General features: G+C 63.3%; 14 protein-coding genes. 8 read left to right on the top strand and 6 right to left on the bottom strand.

Going from position 1 to position 18,300, the window contains the following annotated elements:
* The first annotated feature begins 5 nt into the window (after positions 1 to 5).
* The 3 genes from V1279_RS11960 (at position 6) to V1279_RS11950 (ending at position 3,446) form a co-directional block, all read left to right on the top strand.
* Positions 6 to 1,697, top strand: coding sequence for an FAD-dependent monooxygenase (locus V1279_RS11960; protein ID WP_334435746.1), 1,692 nt, complete (start codon positions 6 to 8; stop codon positions 1,695 to 1,697).
* Positions 1,694 to 1,879 carry a hypothetical protein gene (locus tag V1279_RS11955; protein WP_334435744.1) on the top strand — a complete coding sequence of 62 codons (186 nt, stop codon included), beginning with the start codon at positions 1,694 to 1,696 and terminating at the stop codon, positions 1,877 to 1,879. Before V1279_RS11960 ends, V1279_RS11955 begins: the two co-directional genes overlap by 4 nt.
* A 286-nt stretch (positions 1,880 to 2,165) precedes the next feature.
* Complete coding sequence (locus tag V1279_RS11950) at positions 2,166 to 3,446, top strand: MFS transporter (protein ID WP_334435741.1); 1,281 nt, start codon at positions 2,166 to 2,168, stop codon at positions 3,444 to 3,446.
* A gap of 115 nt (positions 3,447 to 3,561) precedes the next feature.
* Here V1279_RS11950 and V1279_RS11945 read toward each other — a convergent pair whose 3' ends face one another.
* On the bottom strand, positions 3,562 to 5,121 hold the full coding sequence (locus tag V1279_RS11945; protein WP_334435738.1) for an acyl-CoA carboxylase subunit beta: 1,560 nt from the start codon (positions 5,119 to 5,121) through the stop codon (positions 3,562 to 3,564).
* On the bottom strand, positions 5,051 to 6,028 hold the full coding sequence (locus tag V1279_RS11940) for an IclR family transcriptional regulator (protein ID WP_334435735.1): 978 nt from the start codon (positions 6,026 to 6,028) through the stop codon (positions 5,051 to 5,053). The genes V1279_RS11945 and V1279_RS11940 overlap by 71 nt, the downstream gene beginning before the upstream one ends.
* A gap of 132 nt (positions 6,029 to 6,160) precedes the next feature.
* Here V1279_RS11940 and V1279_RS11935 point away from each other — a divergent pair, with 132 nt between their 5' ends.
* From V1279_RS11935 to glsA, 4 genes are all read left to right on the top strand, one after another.
* Positions 6,161 to 6,382, top strand: a complete 222-nt coding sequence (locus V1279_RS11935) for an acetyl-CoA carboxylase biotin carboxyl carrier protein subunit (protein ID WP_334435732.1) — start codon at positions 6,161 to 6,163, stop codon at positions 6,380 to 6,382.
* 171 nt (positions 6,383 to 6,553) lie between these two features.
* Complete coding sequence (locus tag V1279_RS11930; protein WP_334435729.1) at positions 6,554 to 7,714, top strand: TAXI family TRAP transporter solute-binding subunit; 1,161 nt, start codon at positions 6,554 to 6,556, stop codon at positions 7,712 to 7,714.
* Positions 7,715 to 7,759: 45 nt separating this feature from the next.
* On the top strand, positions 7,760 to 9,823 hold the full coding sequence (locus tag V1279_RS11925) for a TRAP transporter permease (RefSeq protein ID WP_334435727.1): 2,064 nt from the start codon (positions 7,760 to 7,762) through the stop codon (positions 9,821 to 9,823).
* A gap of 22 nt (positions 9,824 to 9,845) precedes the next feature.
* Complete coding sequence (gene glsA / locus V1279_RS11920; RefSeq protein ID WP_334435724.1) at positions 9,846 to 11,705, top strand: glutaminase A; 1,860 nt, start codon at positions 9,846 to 9,848, stop codon at positions 11,703 to 11,705.
* Positions 11,706 to 11,892: 187 nt separating this feature from the next.
* On the opposite strand, the gene V1279_RS11915 is transcribed toward glsA, so the two are convergent.
* Positions 11,893 to 14,226: a Tex family protein gene (locus V1279_RS11915; protein ID WP_334435721.1), complete on the bottom strand. Its 2,334-nt coding sequence runs from the start codon at positions 14,224 to 14,226 to the stop codon at positions 11,893 to 11,895.
* Positions 14,227 to 14,460: 234 nt separating this feature from the next.
* Between V1279_RS11915 and V1279_RS11910 the strand changes: the two genes are divergently transcribed.
* On the top strand, positions 14,461 to 15,717 hold the full coding sequence (locus V1279_RS11910; RefSeq protein ID WP_334435717.1) for an Hsp70 family protein: 1,257 nt from the start codon (positions 14,461 to 14,463) through the stop codon (positions 15,715 to 15,717).
* A gap of 22 nt (positions 15,718 to 15,739) precedes the next feature.
* Here the strand turns inward: V1279_RS11910 and V1279_RS11905 are convergent, their stop codons facing one another.
* The 3 genes from V1279_RS11905 to V1279_RS11895 form a co-directional block, all read right to left on the bottom strand.
* Positions 15,740 to 16,267 (bottom strand): carboxymuconolactone decarboxylase family protein, encoded by a 528-nt coding sequence (locus tag V1279_RS11905; RefSeq protein ID WP_334435714.1) that lies wholly within the window; start codon positions 16,265 to 16,267, stop codon positions 15,740 to 15,742.
* 525 nt (positions 16,268 to 16,792) lie between these two features.
* Entirely contained in the window at positions 16,793 to 17,152 is a 360-nt protein-coding gene (locus V1279_RS11900; protein WP_334435711.1) for a Zn-ribbon domain-containing OB-fold protein, read from the bottom strand.
* A complete protein-coding gene (locus V1279_RS11895) occupies positions 17,149 to 18,288 on the bottom strand; it encodes a thiolase family protein (protein ID WP_334435708.1) in 1,140 nt (379 codons plus the stop codon). The genes V1279_RS11900 and V1279_RS11895 overlap by 4 nt, the downstream gene beginning before the upstream one ends.
* Positions 18,289 to 18,300 lie beyond the last annotated feature (12 nt).

The following is an 18,300-nucleotide window of genomic DNA, read 5'->3' as shown; positions in this document are numbered from 1 at the left end:
GACGCATGAGACCTGCCGGCAAGGGAGCGCTGGATTCGCTCTACTTCGACTATCCGAGGTTTGCGGCGCGACGCGTCCCCGAGCTTGACGGTGTCGCGACACGGCATCCCGTGCTGATCGTGGGCGCCGGGCCAATCGGCATGACGGCGGCGCTAGTGCTGGCGCGCTATGGCATCAAGAGCGTCTTGATCGATCGCAAGGACACATTCAATGACGGCAGCCGCGCGATCTGCATCGCGCGTCCCAGCATGCACATTCTGGAGCGGATCGGCGCGGTGGCGCCGTTTGTCGAAAAGGCGCTCGGCTGGCGGTTCGGCCGCAGCTACTATCGCGGCGAACAGATTTTCCGGCTGGAGATGCCGCAACCGCCGGGCGAAAAATATCTGCCGATGTACAATCTGCAGCAGCAGTACATCGAGAAATTCCTGCACGACGCGGTTGCCGCCCGTGACCTGATCGACATGCGCTGGCAGAGCGAATTATCGGCCATCGAGCATCACAACGATGGCGTATCGGTTCGGATTTCATCGTCCGAGGGCGATTATCGGCTCGATGCCGACTACGTGCTGGCAGCCGACGGCGCACGCTCGCCGATCCGCTCCATGCTCGGGCTGCGGCTAAAAGGCGACAATTACGAAGGCCGGTATGTGATCGCGGATATCCGCATGGATCACGATTTCCCAACCGAGCGCCGCGCCTTTTTCGAGTCGGTCGGCAATCCCGGCGGTACTGTCCTGATTCACAAGCAGCCGGACGATATCTGGCGCGTGGACTACCAGCTCCGCGAAGGCGAGAGCGAGGCAGATGCCCTGAAAGAGGAAAACATCCGCGCTCGCGTCGGCGCGATCCTGGCCGATGTCGGCCACACAAAACCCTGGGAACTGGAATGGTGGAGCGTCTACTCCGCCAACACCTTGTGCCTCGATGACTACCGGCATGGCCGCGTCTTCTTCATTGGCGATGCCGCGCATATCGTGCCGATCTTCGGCGTGCGCGGGCTGAACAATGGCCTCGCGGATGCCGAGAATATCGGCTGGAAGCTGGCGCTCGTGCTCCACGGCGAGGCGGACGAGCGGCTGCTCGACAGCTATTCACCGGAGCGGCGCGGCGCCACGCTCGATGTCTTCGCCAATGCCACCAAGAGCACGCGCTTCATGACGCCGCCAACGCGCGGCTGGCGATTGGCGCGCGAGGCCGCGCTGTCGCTCAGTTTGAAGCACGCATTTCCGCGGGGGCTCGCCAATCCGCGCCAGATGCAGCCCTACGCCTACTCGGAAAGCCTGCTGACGCCCTATGCCGGACGCGACGCCGAATTTGCCGGCGGCCCTCCTTGCGGCGGCGCCGCGCCGAACGCTGGGCTCACCGACGGAAGCTACCTGCTGGACCGCGCCGGCAACGGCATGACGGCGATCCTGTTCTGCGAGGGGCAACCCACCGCCGAACAGGCGGCGCTGCTTGGGCAACTCGGCCGCATCGACAAGCGGTTCGTTCCAGTGCTGGTCACGTCACGCGACTCGGCCTCCGAAGCGAAAACCATTACGGACAATGACGGCGAAATCGCCCGCCTGTTCGCGGCAGCGCCCGGGACGCTCTATCTGCTGCGGCCCGACCTGCACATTGCCGGACGATGGAAGGCCGTCGTTCCCGACGAAATCCTGAAAGCCGCAAGCCTTTGCCTGGGAAGCGAGACGCCATGAACGCCATGCCGTTCGAGGACTTCGAGACCGCCTATGAGACGCTGGCAACCGCAATCGACCAGGCCGGGCCCGCGCGCGAAGCGCTGTTCCTGACCCGGCTTGCGCTCGTGCTCGGCCACGAGCTCGGCGACGTCGCCGCCTTCAGGAAGGCCATCGGGACTGCGCTCGACGGGCTGGAATAGCGAGCGTTCACGACAATCCCTGTCCAAGTGCGCCGATCGATCAATTTCTCTCATGCGAGCGGCGAAATTTTTCATGGGATGATCGGTTGCGGTTTTTTGCAACGCATAATATTATAATCATAATCTCATTCCGGAGTTGACCCTGCGCGCGGATCGATCCTGACGCCAACGCTCCCTCGTCATGTCCTGAAACGAGGGAAGTACGACATTCTAGTCAGACTGCCGTCACGTCAGAATGCACACAGCAAACCAGACAAACCTTCCCACTGGAATCCCCTGAGGTTCAATGATCTCGAACTGGCTGTCAGCCGCCCTCGCCCGCCGCAACATCCATTACGGCTGGGTGATGGTCGGCGTGACCTTCCTCACCGCCCTGATATCAGCGGGCACGGTCGGCGCCCCCGGGGTTTTCATCGTGCCCCTGCAGAAGGAATTCGGCTGGACCACGGCGGAGATTTCCTCGGCGCTGTCGATCCGCTTCATCCTGTTCGGACTGATGGCCCCCTTCGCTGCCGCGCTGATGAACCGCTACGGCCTGCGCAACGTCACGCTGTTGGCGCTGCTGATCGTCGTATCAGGGCTCGTCGCGTCGCTGGCGATGACGCAGGTCTGGCAGCTGATGCTGCTGTGGGGCGTGGTGATCGGGCTCGGCACCGGCATGACCGCGCTGGTGCTGGGCGCCACGATCGCCGCGCGCTGGTTCGTGGCACGGCGCGGGCTTGTCGTCGGCATCCTCACCGCGAGCGTTGCGACCGGACAGCTTGTCTTCCTGCCGCTATTGGCGAGCCTGACCGATCATTATGGCTGGCGGATCGCGCTGGCCCTGGTGTGCGTCATGCTGGGCGTGGCCGCCTTCGCCGTGCTGATGGTCATGCGCGACCGCCCGAGCGACGTCGGCTTGCGGCCGTTCGGCGACGAAGGCACCGAGCCGCTGCCGGCGCCGTCTCCCAACACCACGCCAATCATGGCGGCAGCGCTCGGCACTCTCCGAGATGCCTCGAAGTCGGGCGTGTTCTGGATCCTGTTCGCCACCTTTTTCATCTGCGGCGCCAGCACCAACGGCCTGGTCCAGGTGCATTTGATCCCGATGTGCCTCGATTTCGGCATTCCGCAGGTGCAGGCGGCAAGCCTGCTCGCGGCGATGGGCATTTTCGATTTCGTCGGCACCATCGCCTCCGGCTGGCTGTCCGACCGCTACGACAACCGCGGGCTCCTGTTCTGGTATTACGGGTTGCGCGGCCTGTCGCTGTTGTTCCTGCCGTTCACCGATTTCTCGTTCTACGGCCTCTCTATCTTCGCGATGTTCTACGGACTCGACTGGATCGCGACCGTGCCACCGACGGTGCGGCTCACCGCACAACGATTCGGCCCCGAGCGCGCCAACCTCGTGTTCGGCTGGATTTTTGCCGGTCATCAACTGGGCGCGGGCGTTGCGGCTTTCGGCGCCGGCCTGTCGCGAACGGTGCTGCAGACCTACCTGCCGGCCTTCTTCGTCGCCGGCGCGCTCTGTGTGGTGGCGGCGCTGATCGTGCTGGCGATCTCGCGGCCGAAGCCGGTGGTGGCGTGATGCGATCGTAGTAGGGTGGGCAAAGGCGCACTTGCGCCGTGCCCACCATCTATCCTCTTCGCTGTAGAATGGTGGGCACGCTTCGCTTTGCCCACCCTACGGTTCTCGCGTCCAACTACGGCCGGATCGCCATGTTCGTCGCCGGCCCCACGGTGCGGATCGGCTCCGCCAATCGCGCGAATTCGCACAACAGCGAACGCGTCTTGCGGGGATCGATGACCTCCTCCACCCAGAATTTCTCGGCGGAGCGGAACGGCGAGCGGAGCTTGTTGAGGCGCTCCTCGATCTCCTTCAGCTTCGCGGCCGGATCATCTGAAGCGTCGATGTCGGCGCGGTAGGCCGCCTCGATGCCGCCTTCCAGCGGCAGCGAGCCCCAATAGGCCGACGGCCAGGCGTAGCGCATCGAATAGCGGTTAGCCGGTTGGTGCACGACACCCGCCACGCCGAAGGCGTTGCGTACGATGATGGTGCACCAGGGAACGGTCGATTGGTTGACCGCAGCCATGGCGCGCACACCGTGGCGAATGGTCGCCGACTTCTCGGCCTCGAGCCCGATCATGAAGCCGGGGCAATCCATCAGATAAACCACCGGCAGATGGAAGGTTTCGGCGAAATCGACCCAGCGCACCACCTTCTGGCACGCCTCCGCCGTCCACGACCCGCCATAGTGGAAGGGATCGCTCGCCAGCAGCAGCACGGCGCGGCCTTCGAGCCGGGCAAGCCCGGTAATGATCGGTCGGCCGAAATTGGCGTTGACCTCGAAGAACGAGCCCTTGTCGACGACGGCGTCGATGATCGGCCGCATCTTGTAGACCTGGCGGCGGTTGCGCGGCACCGCCTTCAACAGCGATTCTTCCGCGCGCTCCGGATCGTCGGTGCAGGGCGTTGTCGGCGGCAGGTCATACACCGATGACGGCAGATACGACAGAAAACGCCTGGCGCGCTCGAACGCCTCCTCCTCGGTATCGACGGCATCGTCGACGCCGCCGGCCCGGGTCTGGATCTCGGCGCCGCCGAGCTCCTGCTTGGTCAGATCCTGGCCGAGCCGCTTCACGACCGGGGGACCCGCGACGAACATCGCGGAGTTCCGGGTCATGACCGAATAATGACTGGCGGCGAGCCGCGCCGCGCCAAGGCCTGCGACCGAACCAAGCCCGAGCGCCACCACGGGAACGCGCGCCATGTTTGCGGTCGTAAACCAGTACCAGCGCGTGCCGCCGACCCCGCCGGGCAGATTGGCAGCGCCGCGCGTTTCAATCGTCTTCACCGAACCGCCGCCGCCGGAGCCTTCGATCACGCGAATGATCGGCAGGCGGAAATCATGCGCCATCTCCTCGGCCATCAGCGGCTTGGCGGAAATCGAGGCGTCGGCCGAACCGCCGCGCACGGTGAAATCGTCGCCGACCACGACCACGGTGCGGCCGTCGACCTTGCCGCGTCCGAACACGCAGTTGGCCGGCGTCAGGTGCTTGAGTTCGCTGTTTTCGTCGTATTCGGCGACGCCGGAAATCGCGCCGATCTCGTGGAAGGAATTCTTGTCGATCAGTCTGTTGATGCGCTCACGAACCGTGAGCCGGCCCTGGTCATGCTGACGCTTGACCTTGTCAACGCCTCCCATCTCGCGCGCGAACGCTTCGCGCCGAGCGAGGTCGTCGAGCTCCGGCTTCCAGTTCATTCGTATCCTCCGTCTTGATAATCTTGTTGTTATTATGGGGCGGCACCGGAAGCGGCTTTCTTTCGATACGGTTGGCGAAGATGTCGCCCTCGGCACCTTCGAGCAAGCTGCCAAGCGCAACACCGAGCTGGAGCATCTGCGGCGCCACTTCCCTGTGCAGCCGCTTCTCATCAAACATCGCGGAGAGCAGGCCAATCGTCGCGACAACGAAGGTTTGATATTGCGGCGACCACACCGGCACCGCGCAACCGTTGATATGCGGGCTCCAGGTGCCACAGCCCACGACATAGCCGTGTTCGCGCAAATGGCGGCGGTTGTCTTCGATGCGCGACTTCAACAATCCCGCGTTTCCCGGGATCTCGCGCTCCATTTCGGCGATCAAGGCGTCGCCGACGTCGGTATCGAGCGCTGCGGTGTAGGCAAAGCCGGCCGCGGTGCTCGCCATCGAGATGCGGCTGCCGGTGCCTTCATGCAGGCCGAGCGCATTCGCTGCACGCGCGAATTCGAGATAGACCAGATGATAGCGATCGGGAATCACGAAGCCGACGGTACCCGGCAATTGATCGGCGACATCCTGCAGCCGCAGCCGAATCAGGTTGCGAAGCTGCAACCCCTTCATCATCGAGGTGCTCATCGCCACCGCGCTTGGACCGATACGGTATTTCTGGTCGCGCGGCAGATAAACGAGCTGGCCCATCCGCGTCAGCGTGTGGGTGAGCCGCGATACCGTCGACCGCGGCAGGCCGCAACGGCTGGAAATTTCCAGATTTCCTAGTCTGGCTTCATGACCCTCGAAGCAGCGCAGGACGTCGAACGCCCGCGACACCACCTGGATCACATCACCCTCGCCTGCCAGATCGCTGGCAAGCATTCCCTGTTTGCTAAGCCGTTCCGAGCGTCTTCCCATTTTTTATGGCTCCATTCCGCTCTGCGGAATAAAATTCCACTTGCAGAACAATCTACCTCAGGCAATCTGCGGCCACAACAAAAAGCCGTTCACGAGGACAACCAGTCCGTCAGACGGTCCCGGAGAACGGAAATGCCAGACATCAAGATCGTCACCGAAGTCGCCGGTCGCGTGTGCGCACTTCCCGTCACAACCGGCGGAAATGTCGGTGACGGCGACGAGATTGCATTTGTCGAAGCCATGAAAATGGAAATTCCGGTCACGTCGACGACGGCAGGAAGAATCAAGGCTATCCTGGTCAATCTCGACGACGTCATCGCCGAAGGACAGGTCGTCGCAATCATCGAAGCTTAACGGATCACGGCATAGATGTGCTTGCGACGTGCTTGCGACGATTTCCGCGACAATCTGTCCAGCTCGGGTGTAGACGTCTGCGCACCTAACGTTGCCATCGCCAGCCGCCGATGACATGATCAACGCTAACAAGAGACTTTCGCAAAGCGAAAACCATCTGAGGGAAAAACTATGATTCATCGGTTGACGGCGCTCGCGCCAATTGCCCTGGCAGGCATCTCGCTGCTGGCCTCGCCGGCCTATTCCCAGGACGTCAAGCTGCCGCCGACCATGGTCGTCACCGCCTATGACACCGGAACGGCGGGCTTCAACATCGCCGTCGGCATCGGCAAGATGATGAAGGACAAATACGGTACCGATGTCCGCGTGCTGCCCGCCGGCAACGACGTGGCGCGACTGGCACCGTTGCGCGCCAAGCGCGCGGCCATGTCCGCGATGGGCTCCGGCTCCTATTTCGCTCAGGAAGGCGTGTTCGAATTCGGTACCAAGGAATGGGGGCCGCAAGCCCTGCAATTGGTGCTGTCTACCGTCGACTGCAACGCCGCCACGCTCGGCGTCGCCAAGGATACCGGCGTGACCGAGATCAAGCAGCTCAAGGGCAAGCGCGTCGGCTTCGTGGTCGGTTCGCCGGCGCTGAACCAGAACGCGCTCGCGATCCTGGCGTTCGGCGACCTCAAGCAAAGCGACGTCAAGATTGTCGAATTCTCGAGCTATGGCGCGATGTGGAAGGGCATGATCAACAACGACGTCGATGCCGCCTTCGCCACCACCATCACCGGCCCGGCGAAAGAACTCGAGACATCACCGCGCGGCATCATCTGGCCGCCCCTGCCCGCCAGCGACAAGGCCGGCTGGGAGCGCGTGAAAAAGGTTGGCTCGTTCTTCTTCCCGCACACCGCGACCTGCGGTGCCGGCATCACCAAGGACAAGCCGATCGAGCTCGGCAACTACCCCTACCCGATCTTCGTGTCTTACGGATCGCTGGGCGCCGACGAGGTCTATGCCATCACCAAGGCGATGATCACGGGCTACGACGCTTACAAGGATGCCGCGCCGGGCGCGGGCGGCCTTGCGGCCGACCGCCAGACCAAGAACTGGGTGGTCCCGGTGCATCCGGGCGCCGTGAAGGCGCTGAAGGAAGCCGGGCAATGGTCCGCCGAGCAGGACGCACACAACAATGCGCTGTTCAAGCGCCAGCAAGTGCTGGCCGCCGCATGGACGGACTATGGCAAGTCCAGCCCACCGGCAGATGACAAGGCGTTTCTCGACGGCTGGATGAAGGCGCGCGCTGCGGCGCTGGCCAAGGCGAATATGCCGAACGGCTTCGAATAGCACCGACGCTACTCGCTCAAGTCGAACACCGTCTCGAGGGAAATAATGTCACCTTCTGCGAGCGATAGCGTGGTCGTGCCGGCACAGCGGATTGTGTTCGACGACCCGCATGCCAACATGCAGGAAGCTGAAGTCACGCGCGTGCGAACGTTGCACGGCGCGTGGCGCTGGGCGCTGGTGGTCGCGACCGCGGCCACCATCCTTTTGTGCATCAACCAGCAATTCTCGCTGCGCTTCTTCCTCGGCTATACGCAGCTCAACACCGAGTATTTCTATCTCCTTATCGCGCTGATGCTGCCGTTCACGTTCCTGATCTTTCCCGGAACCGGGACCGCGCCGCTCAACCGAATTCCCTGGTACGACATCCTGCTTTTCGTCGTCACCTTCGCCTGCGCCATCCTCCTGATGCGCAGCGTCCGCAAGGCGGCGGAAGCCGGCTGGGAATTCGGCGGCGCACCGACGGACGTCATCGTCGCCGGCGTCATCATGTGGGCGGCGCTGATGGAGGCGTTGCGGCGCACCGGCGGCTGGAGCCTGCTGCTTAGCGTGCTGCCGTTTACGGTTTATCCCCTATTCGCCGACGCGAAATGGCTGGGACCGTTCCGCGGCACGCAATCGACGCTCGAACAGGCGACGTCCTATCATGTGCTGTCGGGCGAAAGCCTGCTCGGCATCCCGATCCAGGCCTTTGCCGACACCGTGATCGGCTTTCTGGTGTTCGGCACCGCGCTGATGATGACGGGCGCCGGAAAATTCTTCATCAACATCGCCTTTGCGCTGTGCGGCACCTTCCGGGGCGGCGCCGCGAAGGTCTGCATCTTTGCCTCTGGCCTGCTCGGCATGATGTCCGGTTCGATCATCTCCAACGTGCTGACCGCCGGCACCATGACCATTCCGGTCATGAAGAAGAGCGGGTTCCGCGCCTCCTATGCCGCCGCGATCGAGGCCTGCGCGTCGACCGGCGCGGTGCTGGCGCCGCCGGTGATGGGCGCAACCGCATTCGTGATCGCGCAGTTCCTCAACGTCAGTTACGCCGACGTCGCGCTCGCCGCGATCATTCCGGCTGTGCTGTATTATGTCGGCCTGTTCATGCAGGTGGATTCCTATGCCGCGCGCCACGGGCTGAAGGGCATTCCGCGCGCCGAGCTGCCGAAGGTGTGGGACACCATCAAGGAAGGATGGTACTACATTTTCGTAATCGCGCTGCTGATTGTGATGCTGCTGTATTTCAAGCGCGAGAGCCACGCGCCGTTCTACGCGACCGCACTGCTGCTGGTCCTGAACCAGCTCTTCTCCAAGGATACGCGCTGGACGCTCTCGACCATCAACAAGTTCCTCGAGGTCAACGGCCGCACCTTCGTCGAGCTGGTCGGCATCCTGGCCGGTTGCGGGCTTCTGATCGGCGCGTTCTCGATGACCGGCGTGGTCTCCAGCCTCGCCAACGATCTGTTGCGGATCGCCGGCGACAATGCGTTGCTGCTGCTCGTGATGTGCGCTTTTACGAGCCTCGTTCTCGGGCTCGGACTGACGACGACGGCTTGCTACATCTTCCTCGCCATCCTGGTGGCGCCTGCGCTGGAAAAGCTCGGGCTCAACCGCATGGCCGTGCACATGTTCATCTTCTACTGGGGCATGCTGTCCTCGATCACGCCACCGGTCGCCATCGCCTCCTTTGCCGCGGCCGGCATCGCCGGCTCACCGGCGATGAAGACGGGATGGGAATCGATGTGGGTCGGCAGCATCATCTACTTCATTCCCTTCTTCTTCGTGCTGAACCCGGCGTTGGTGCTGCAGGGACCAAGCCCGTATCTCGAAGGACTCGGGCTGATGGGGCTGGCGGGCTTCGGTACGCTGTTCATCTGCGGCGGCATCCAGGGCCATCAGGTCTTCGTTGGCGACCTCAGGGGCACTGGATCATTGGAATGGCCACTACGGGTATTGCTCGTAATCGGCGGGTTCGTGATCGCAACGCCCGGCGGCGGCATCATGCCGCTGTCACAATGGCAGGTCACCTCTCTTGGATTGGCGATCCTGATCCCGACCGTTCTGATCGCGCTCGTGCTGATACGGCGCCGGACGCTGGCGCCGAACCAGTTGCACGCTCCCTGATTGCGTTGCACAAGAGGAGGCGATGAAGCAATCGCCTCCTCCGCTTAACGCCGGCCCCGCTGCCTGGACCAGCTCGAAACCGCCCTTGCTGCGGTTCCTGAATGCGTGCCACGCCGAGTTCGCAACTGAGACCAGCGGCGCGGTCGCCAACTACATCCCCGAGCTCGGCAAGGCCGAGCCTGCCCATTTCGGCATCAGCCTCGCCACCCTCGACGGTCATGTCTACGAGGTCGGCGACACCCAAATCCCTTTCACCATCCAGTCGATGTCGAAGCCATTCGTGTTCGCGCTGGCGCTGGACACGCTGGGCGCGGCGCGGGTCGAGAGCGTGATCGGCGTCGAGCCATCGGGCGATCCTTTCAACTCGATACGCCTCAACGCTGAAAACCATCCCTTCAACCCGATGGTCAATGCCGGCGCGATCGCCTGCTCCGGCCTGATCTATGAGGCCAAGGGCGACACCGCATTCGAATACATCAGGCAGGCGCTGGGCCGGTTTGCCGGGCGCGATCTCGATGTCGACGACGCGGTCTATGCCTCCGAAAGCGCAACCGGCGACCGCAACCGCGCGATCGGCTATTTGCTGCGCACCAATGCCGTGATCCGGGACAACGTGGCTGCCGTGCTGGAGGTGTATTTCCGGCAATGCGCCATCCTGGTGACGGCGCGCGATATCGCTGTCATGGCGGCCACCCTCGCCAACCGCGGCATCAATCCCGTCACCGGCGAACAGGTGCTGACGCCGTATGCCATCTCGCGGACGCTCTCCGTCATGACGAGCTCCGGTATGTACGATTACGCCGGGGAATGGATCTACCGGATCGGCATCCCCGCGAAGAGCGGCGTCGGCGGCGGCATCCTTGCGGCGCTACCGGCGCGGCTCGGGCTCGGCAGCTATTCGCCGAAACTCGACAAGCACGGCAACAGCGTGCGCGGCATCAAGGTCTGCGAGGCGCTGTCATCGCATTACGACCTGCATATGCTCAACCGCAGCGACGATGCGCGCAACAGCATCATCGCCGATTACGACATCGGCAACAGCCCGTCGCGGCGCGTGCGGCGCGCACAGGAACAGAACATCCTGGCCGCGCATCATCAGGATGTCCGCGTGATCGAACTGGTGGGCACGCTGTCGTTCTCCAATGTCGATTACGTCTCGCGACAGCTGGCGGCCAAGCCGCGGCCACAACTCGTCATCTTCGACCTGCGCCGCGTCACGGCCATGACCCGCGCCGGCACCCGCCTGCTCGCCGAGGAGTTCCGCGAGCTCGCAGGCTTCCACGTCACCGTGGTCCTGTCCGGCATCAGGCGATCGTCGCCGGACTGGAAGATGATCGGGGAATGGACGGAAGGCCTGACCAATATCCGCAACTACTACCTGCTCGATGCCGCCATCGAGTGGGCGGAAGACCAGGTGGTCTATCGTTACGGCGGCGCGATCGATTTCTTCGAGGCGACCGAACTCTCCGAACAGGCGCTGCTGGCGGGGCTAACGGGCGAGGAACTGATCGATCTCGCCTCGCTCGCTTCGATCCGGACCCATCAGGCGAGCGAAAAGATCATCGCCGCCGGCGATCCCGCGACCTCGGTGTTCTTTCTGCGGAGCGGCGTAGTGCATGTCACCCTGCCCGACGGCATCCGCCTGGCGACGCTGACGGCGGGAATGCCGTTCGGCGAGATGGCGCTATTGGAGCCGCGCCGCTCCGCCGACGTCTTCGCCGACATGGCCGCGACCGCTTACGAAATCCCGCTCCGCGATTTCGAACGTTTCCGAAAACAGCATCCGCGAGCCGGCGAGCGGATCATGCGCAACCTTGCGCAATTGCTGGCCGATCGCCTGATCCTCGCCAATGCGAAGTTGAATCTGTTGACGCCCGGTTAGTTAGTTCCGTGTCCCGGACGCGGTGCAGCCTAGGCGATGCGAAGCATCGTCCGGAAACGCTGCCCCGCAGGGCCGGGACCCATCACCGCAGCATGGACCCCGGATCAGCAGCGCACCGCTGCGCGCTGCGCAGCATCCGGGGAAAGCAGCCGAATACTCAACGCCAAATGGCTAACTCCTGCTCTCCTTACCCCGCCTTACCCCGCCCGTTCTTCTCGGCGGCACGCCGTAAGGCCTCGGCGAGCGCGCCGCCCTGTTCCTGCGCCTTGCTTGGCGCGGACGATGTCATCGACGCCTTGGAAAACTCGCGCATCTTGCTGTCTGAAAGCTTGGGCCCCTTGGTGCCCACTTCGTCATCGAGGCGCAGCGTCAGGGCGATGCGCTTGCGGGCGACCTCCACCTCCAGCACCTTGACCTTGACGATGTCGCCCGGCTTCACCACCTCGCGCGGATCCTTGATGAAGGTTTTTGACATCGCCGAAATGTGCACCAGGCCGTCCTGGTGCACGCCGATATCGACGAAGGCGCCGAACGCCGCGACGTTCGTCACCGTGCCTTCCAGGATCATGCCGCGCTTGAGGTCCTTGATCTCTTCGACCCCCTCCTTGAAGACGGCGGCCTTGAAGGCCGGACGCGGGTCGCGGCCGGGCTTTTCCAGCTCACGCAGGATGTCGGTGACCGTGGGCAGGCCGAACGTGTCGTCGACAAAGGCCTGCGGCTTCAACTGGCGCACGATCTCGGCATTGCCGAGCAGCGCCTTGATGTCGCTCTTGGACGCGGCGATGATTCGCCGCACCACCGGATAGGCCTCGGGGTGCACGCCCGACGCATCGAGGGGATCCTCGCCATCATTGATGCGCAGGAAGCCGGCGCATTGCTCGAACGCTTTCGGTCCCAGCCGCGGCACTTCCTTCAGCGCCTTTCGCGATTTGAACGGCCCGTTGGCGTCGCGGTGCTGCACGATGCTTTGCGCGAGCCCTGCGCCTATGCCCGACACCCGTGCCAGCAGCGGCGCGGAAGCCGTGTTGGCATCGACGCCGACGGCGTTGACGCAGTCTTCGACCACGGCATCGAGCGAGCGCGCCAATTTGGTTTCGCCGAGGTCGTGCTGATACTGCCCGACGCCGATCGCCTTCGGATCGATCTTGACGAGCTCGGCCAGCGGATCCTGCAGGCGCCGCGCGATCGACACCGCGCCGCGCAAGGTGACGTCGAGCTCCGGCAGTTCCTCGGATGCAAAGGCGGAGGCGGAGTAGACCGATGCGCCCGCTTCGGACACCACGATCTTCGACATCTTCAGGTCCGGCAGCAGCTTGACCAGTTCGGTCGCCAGCTTGTCAGTCTCGCGCGAGGCGGTGCCGTTGCCGATCGCAATCAGGTCGACACGATGTGCGACCGCGAGCTTGCCCAGCGTCGCCAGCGTCGCGTCCCATTGCCTTTGTGGTTCGTGCGGATAGACCACGGTGGTCGCCACCACCTTGCCGGTGGCGTCGACGACGGCGACCTTGACGCCGGAGCGATAGCCGGGGTCGAGCCCCATGGTCACGCGCGCGCCGGCCGGCGCCGCCAGCAGCAGGTCGCGCAAATTCGAGGCGAACACCCGCACGCCCTCGGTCTCGGCCGCCGTCCACAGCCGCATCCGCAGGTCGATGTTGAGATGCACCTGGATCTTGGTCCGCCAGGCCCAGCGCGCGGTCTCGATCAGCCAGCGGTCGCCCGGGCGGCCCTGATCGGTAATCGCAAAGCGCTGCATGATTTTCAGTTCATACGTGCTGGGGACGCCAGCCGCCGGAACATTCGCCTCGGGCATCATCTGCAGCTCGAGGATTTCTTCCTTCTCGCCCCGAAATAGCGCGAGAATGCGGTGCGACGGTAGCTTGTGGAGGGCTCCGTTGTAGTCGAAATAATCCTTGAACTTCTCGCCTTCGGTCTTCTTGCCCTTGCGCACGGTCGAAACCATCACCCCGTTCGACCACATTTCTTCGCGCAAGCGCCCGATCAGATCGGCATCCTCGGCAAAGCGCTCCACCAGGATCGCACGCGCGCCTTCGAGCGCCGCGGCGACGTCCGCCACCTGCTTCTCGGCGTCGACGAAGGTCGCGGCCACGGCCTGCGGATCGTTCTGCGGCTGCATCAGCAACAGTTCGGACAATGGTTCGAGCCCGGCCTCCCTGGCGATCTCGGCCTTGGTGCGGCGCTTCGGCTTGAACGGCAGGTAGATGTCTTCCAGACGCCCCTTGCTGTCGGCCGCCATGATGGCGGCTTCCAGTGCGGCGTCGAGCTTGCCCTGCTCGCGGACCGAGTTGAGGATCGCGACCCGGCGCTCCTCGAGTTCGCGCAAATAAGTCAGCCGCTCTTCCAGCGTGCGCAATTGCGCGTCGTCAAGCCCGCCGGTGATTTCCTTGCGATAGCGCGCCACGAACGGCACGGTGGCGCCGCCGTCGAGCAGTCCGACTGTCGCCGAGATCTGCTCTTCGCGAACACCAAGCTCTTGCGCGATCTGTCGATTGATATTTGCCACGCCAAATCTTCCTCAAAACCATTAGGGCTGGTGAATCGCCGGACGCCGCCGGGAGGTCGCTTATGGACCATCGCGGATTATTTCATCAAGGCGTCCGCGGAAACAAATTGATCTGTGGATGGGCTCACCGGGCAACGCAATAGATATTGAAGCACCCGTCGGGATGAGAAGGCGAGATAAAGGTGGATCGATGGCCTTGTTATGTGTAAACGGACGCTCCCTCCCGGAGCACCCATGTCGATCTGCGGCCTTGATTTCGGAACGTCGAACACGACGCTTGGCACCATCGAAGGCCGGGCGCCGGTTCTGGTGGCGCTGGAGGCCGCCCAGACCACGATTCCCAGCGCGATTTTCTATGAGACCGACGGCGCCGTTTTGATCGGCCGCAGGGCCGTGGAAGCCTATGTCGAAGGCGCACCTGGCCGCCTGATGCGGAGCCTCAAGTCGGTGCTCGGAACCTCGCTGATCGACGAAACCACCCGGCTCGGACGCGCGCGGGTCAGCTTTCGCGACGTGATCGCCTATTACCTCGGCGCGGTCAAACGCCGCGCGGAACAGGCCACCGGCCATGAACTGCGTAATGTTGTCCACGGCCGGCCGGTTCACTTCGTCGACAATGCGCCGGACGCCGATCGCAAGGCGGAGGAGACGCTACGGATAATTGCGCGGGGAATCGGTTTTGACGAGGTCACGTTTCAGTTCGAACCGATCGCCGCGGCGCTGGACTATGAGCGACAGATCACATCCGAGGAAGTGGCACTGATCGCTGATATTGGCGGCGGCACGTCCGACTTTTCGATTGTGCGTCTGGGGCCCGAACGCCACGGCAAGGCCGATCGCGCGGCCGATATTCTCGCCAATGACGGCGTGCGCATCGGCGGCACCGATTTCGACCGTCAGCTCAGCCTCGGCGTGATCATGCCGCTGTTCGGATTCCGCAGCGCCATGAAGCGTCCCGGGCTTGACGTACCGTCGAGCTACTTCCACGACCTCGCGACCTGGTCGAGCATCAACCGCATGTATGAGCCACGCGTGATGGCCGATATCCGCCAGGTGCGGCAGGAGGCCAGCGAGCCGGAACTTCTCGACCGGTTGATACGCGTGGTGCACGAACAGCGTGGCCATACGCTCGCGATGGAAGTCGAAGACGCCAAGATCGCCCTGTCCGAGAAGCATCGGGCGGACATTCCGCTGGAGTGGGTTACCCCCGGTCTTGGCGCTGATATCGGCCGCCCCGATCTCGTCAGCCATACAAAGCAGCTGGCCGATCGCATCGCGGCGCGAATCAACAATTGCCTTGTTCAGGCGGGATTAGCCGCCGGTGATATCGACGCCGTGTTCCTGACCGGCGGCTCGGTGAAACTCGCTCACGTCCACAAGGCGATCACCAAAGCCGTGCCGTCGGCCCGGATAGTCGAAGGTGACATCTTCGGCGCGGTCGGCAAGGGATTGACGCTCGAGGCGCTGCGACGGTACGGGCCGGAACGATAAGATCACCGCTCGCGGAACACTGTCAGCCCACCACTTCCGTCACCGGCTGCAGATCGATGGCAAACGTTTCCAGGAACTTCGACGTCATGATGTAGAAGCCGACCGAAAGCTGTAGTTCGACAAGCGCGGCGGGGGTCAATTTCGCTGCGATGGCGTTGAAGGTCGCGTCCGTTGGCTTGTTGCGCTTGACGATTTCATCGGTAAAGGCGAGCGCGGCGCGCTGTACCTCGTTGAAACAGGTCGCCGACTGCCAGTCTTCCAGCGCCTCGTTCTGCTCGTCGGTGACGCCCACGTTCTTGCCGATACGCTTGTGGGCGACGATTTCATAGGGCGCCTCGCACAGGATGCCCGTGCGGGTGATGGCGAGTTCGCGCACGATCGGGTCGAGTTCACCCTTGTGCCTGATAGCCCCGCCCAGCCGGCAGTATTGTTCGAGGTAGCTCGGCGAATGCGCCATCATGCGAAAGATGTTGGCATTGCGGTTTTTGCCCAGCAATTCGCGGGTGCGCTCGTTGTGCTTGGCGGGATCGCTATAGTCGACGCGGGCCATACATCACCTTGGGTTTTGCGGATTTTCTGATTTGTTGACAGCGGGATCATGCACCGCAGCAGGAAGCCGATCAACCGTCGAAACGACGCCGCCACAGGTCCTGGCCTGCGTCCAGGCGGTTAGACCCGCGCCAAAAAACTCCCTCTCTCGTGCACAAACCGGCTGCGAGCGAGCCAAATTGCCGCCTCATTGCTGGTCGATTCTGACACTGTCGATATTCGCTGAGTGGGGACTCAAAGGAGCGAATACTCGTCGCGGGGTGTTCCGAGTAAAACCAAACTGAGTTCATCAGGCCTTCACGGGCAAGGATGACTCATGCCCAAGTCTAGGGAGTTAGGCATGAAGGAAGCCACCAGGAAGGCGGCCTCGGAAGCGCTTGCGCAGACGCTGGCGGTAACAGCGATGCTCGTCATCGCCGGCGTTGTGTTCTACTGGCACTGAATGTTGACGCGTCGAAGCACTCAGATTTTCACCTGTTCCGCGTAATTCTGGGTTGCTTCGTAGCGTGAGCATTTTGCCTGAAGCTCACTTCGTTTTCTCGAAATACGGGACCAGCATTCCCGCAAACGGCCGATAGCTCACGGTCACAGAGTCACCGATCGCCAGATCGTTGTCACCATGGGCCATCATGCGAAAGCCCTCGGCCGCATCTACCAGCACGATATTGTAGGGAACATGCGCGCGTGTCTCCGGCGTCGCGGCGCGGCATACCAGCGACGCCGCATAGACCGTCGCAACCCCGCTGGCGCGCTTTTCCACCGGATCCGGCGCACCGCAGACGGCGCAGAAGCTGCGGTGGAAATACTGCACGTTCCCGCAAGCCGTGCAGGATTGATAGACGATGGTCTCGGCGCCCTTGGTCCAGTCGGCGAGTTTGTCGGTCATCGCACCCGTTCCAGAAGAAACATGCTGACGTGCGACGAAAGCACGCCGCCGTCACCGTGCAGCAGCGCGACCGAGGCGTCACGGACCTGCCGGGCGCCGGCGCGCTCCGTCATCTGCAAATGCGTCTCGACCAGATGCGCCATCGCACCGCCGACGCCGCAATGGCCATAGCTTAGGAGCCCGCCATGGGTGTTGAGCGGCATGGCGCCGTCGCGGCCAAAATGCCCTGCCCGCACCCGCGCCGCCGCCTCGCCGCGCCCGGCTAGGCCGAGGTCTTCCAGCAGCATCGCCAGCGTAATGGTGAAGCTGTCATAGACTGCGGCATAACGCACATCCGATATCGCAAGGCCGGATGCGGCCTTTGCCTTGGCAACCGCAATCTCGGCGCCAAGTTCGCTCAAGCCCGGCGCCGCCGTGACATGCTGATGGGTATGCGCCTGCGCAGCGCCGCGCACGCGAATGCCGGTCGCGGAGGTTGGCTCGCGGCTGAGCACGAACGCTGCGCCGCCGTCGGACACCGGGCAGCAATCCAGGAGCTTCAGCGGCATCGCCACCGGTTTTGAGGCCATCACGTCGGCGACGGTGATCGGATCGTGAAACTGCGCGCCGGGATGGGTCACGGCATGGGCGCGCATCAGCACCGCGAATTCGGCGAGGTCTTCCTGGGTGACGCCGTATTCGTGCATGTAGCGCGACGCGACGAGGCCGTAATAGGCGGGGATCGTCGGCCCCAAGGTCACCTCGTAATCGGGGTGACCGACCTGCGCCAGCGCCTGGATCGAGGCGTCGCGGCTCTGCCCGGTGAGACGGTTTTCGCCGCCGACAACAAGCACATGCTTCGCCACCCCGGCGTCGACCAGGTGATGCGCCAGCATGGTCATGGCGAGACCTGTGGCCCCGCCGACCTGCACCGCATGCGCATAGGATGGTTGAATGCCGAAATGCTCGGCGAACACGGTCGCCAGCATGATGTGCGGCGACACCGTGCTGTAGCCGCAAAGAATGCCGTCGATCTCGGACCGCTTCAGCCCGGCATCGGCAATGGCGAGCTCGGCCGCCTTGCTCATGAGATCGAGCGAGGACGAACCTTCGTGCTTGCCGTAGGACGTGAGCCCGACGCCGGTGATGAAGCTCATACTCGTCTCGAC

It is taken from the genome of Bradyrhizobium sp. AZCC 1610 (assembly GCF_036924515.1).
In the GTDB taxonomy this organism is placed as follows: domain Bacteria; phylum Pseudomonadota; class Alphaproteobacteria; order Rhizobiales; family Xanthobacteraceae; genus Bradyrhizobium.
The sequence above is the reverse complement of the archived record's forward strand: the minus strand, read 5'-3'. Positions and strand labels throughout refer to the sequence as shown.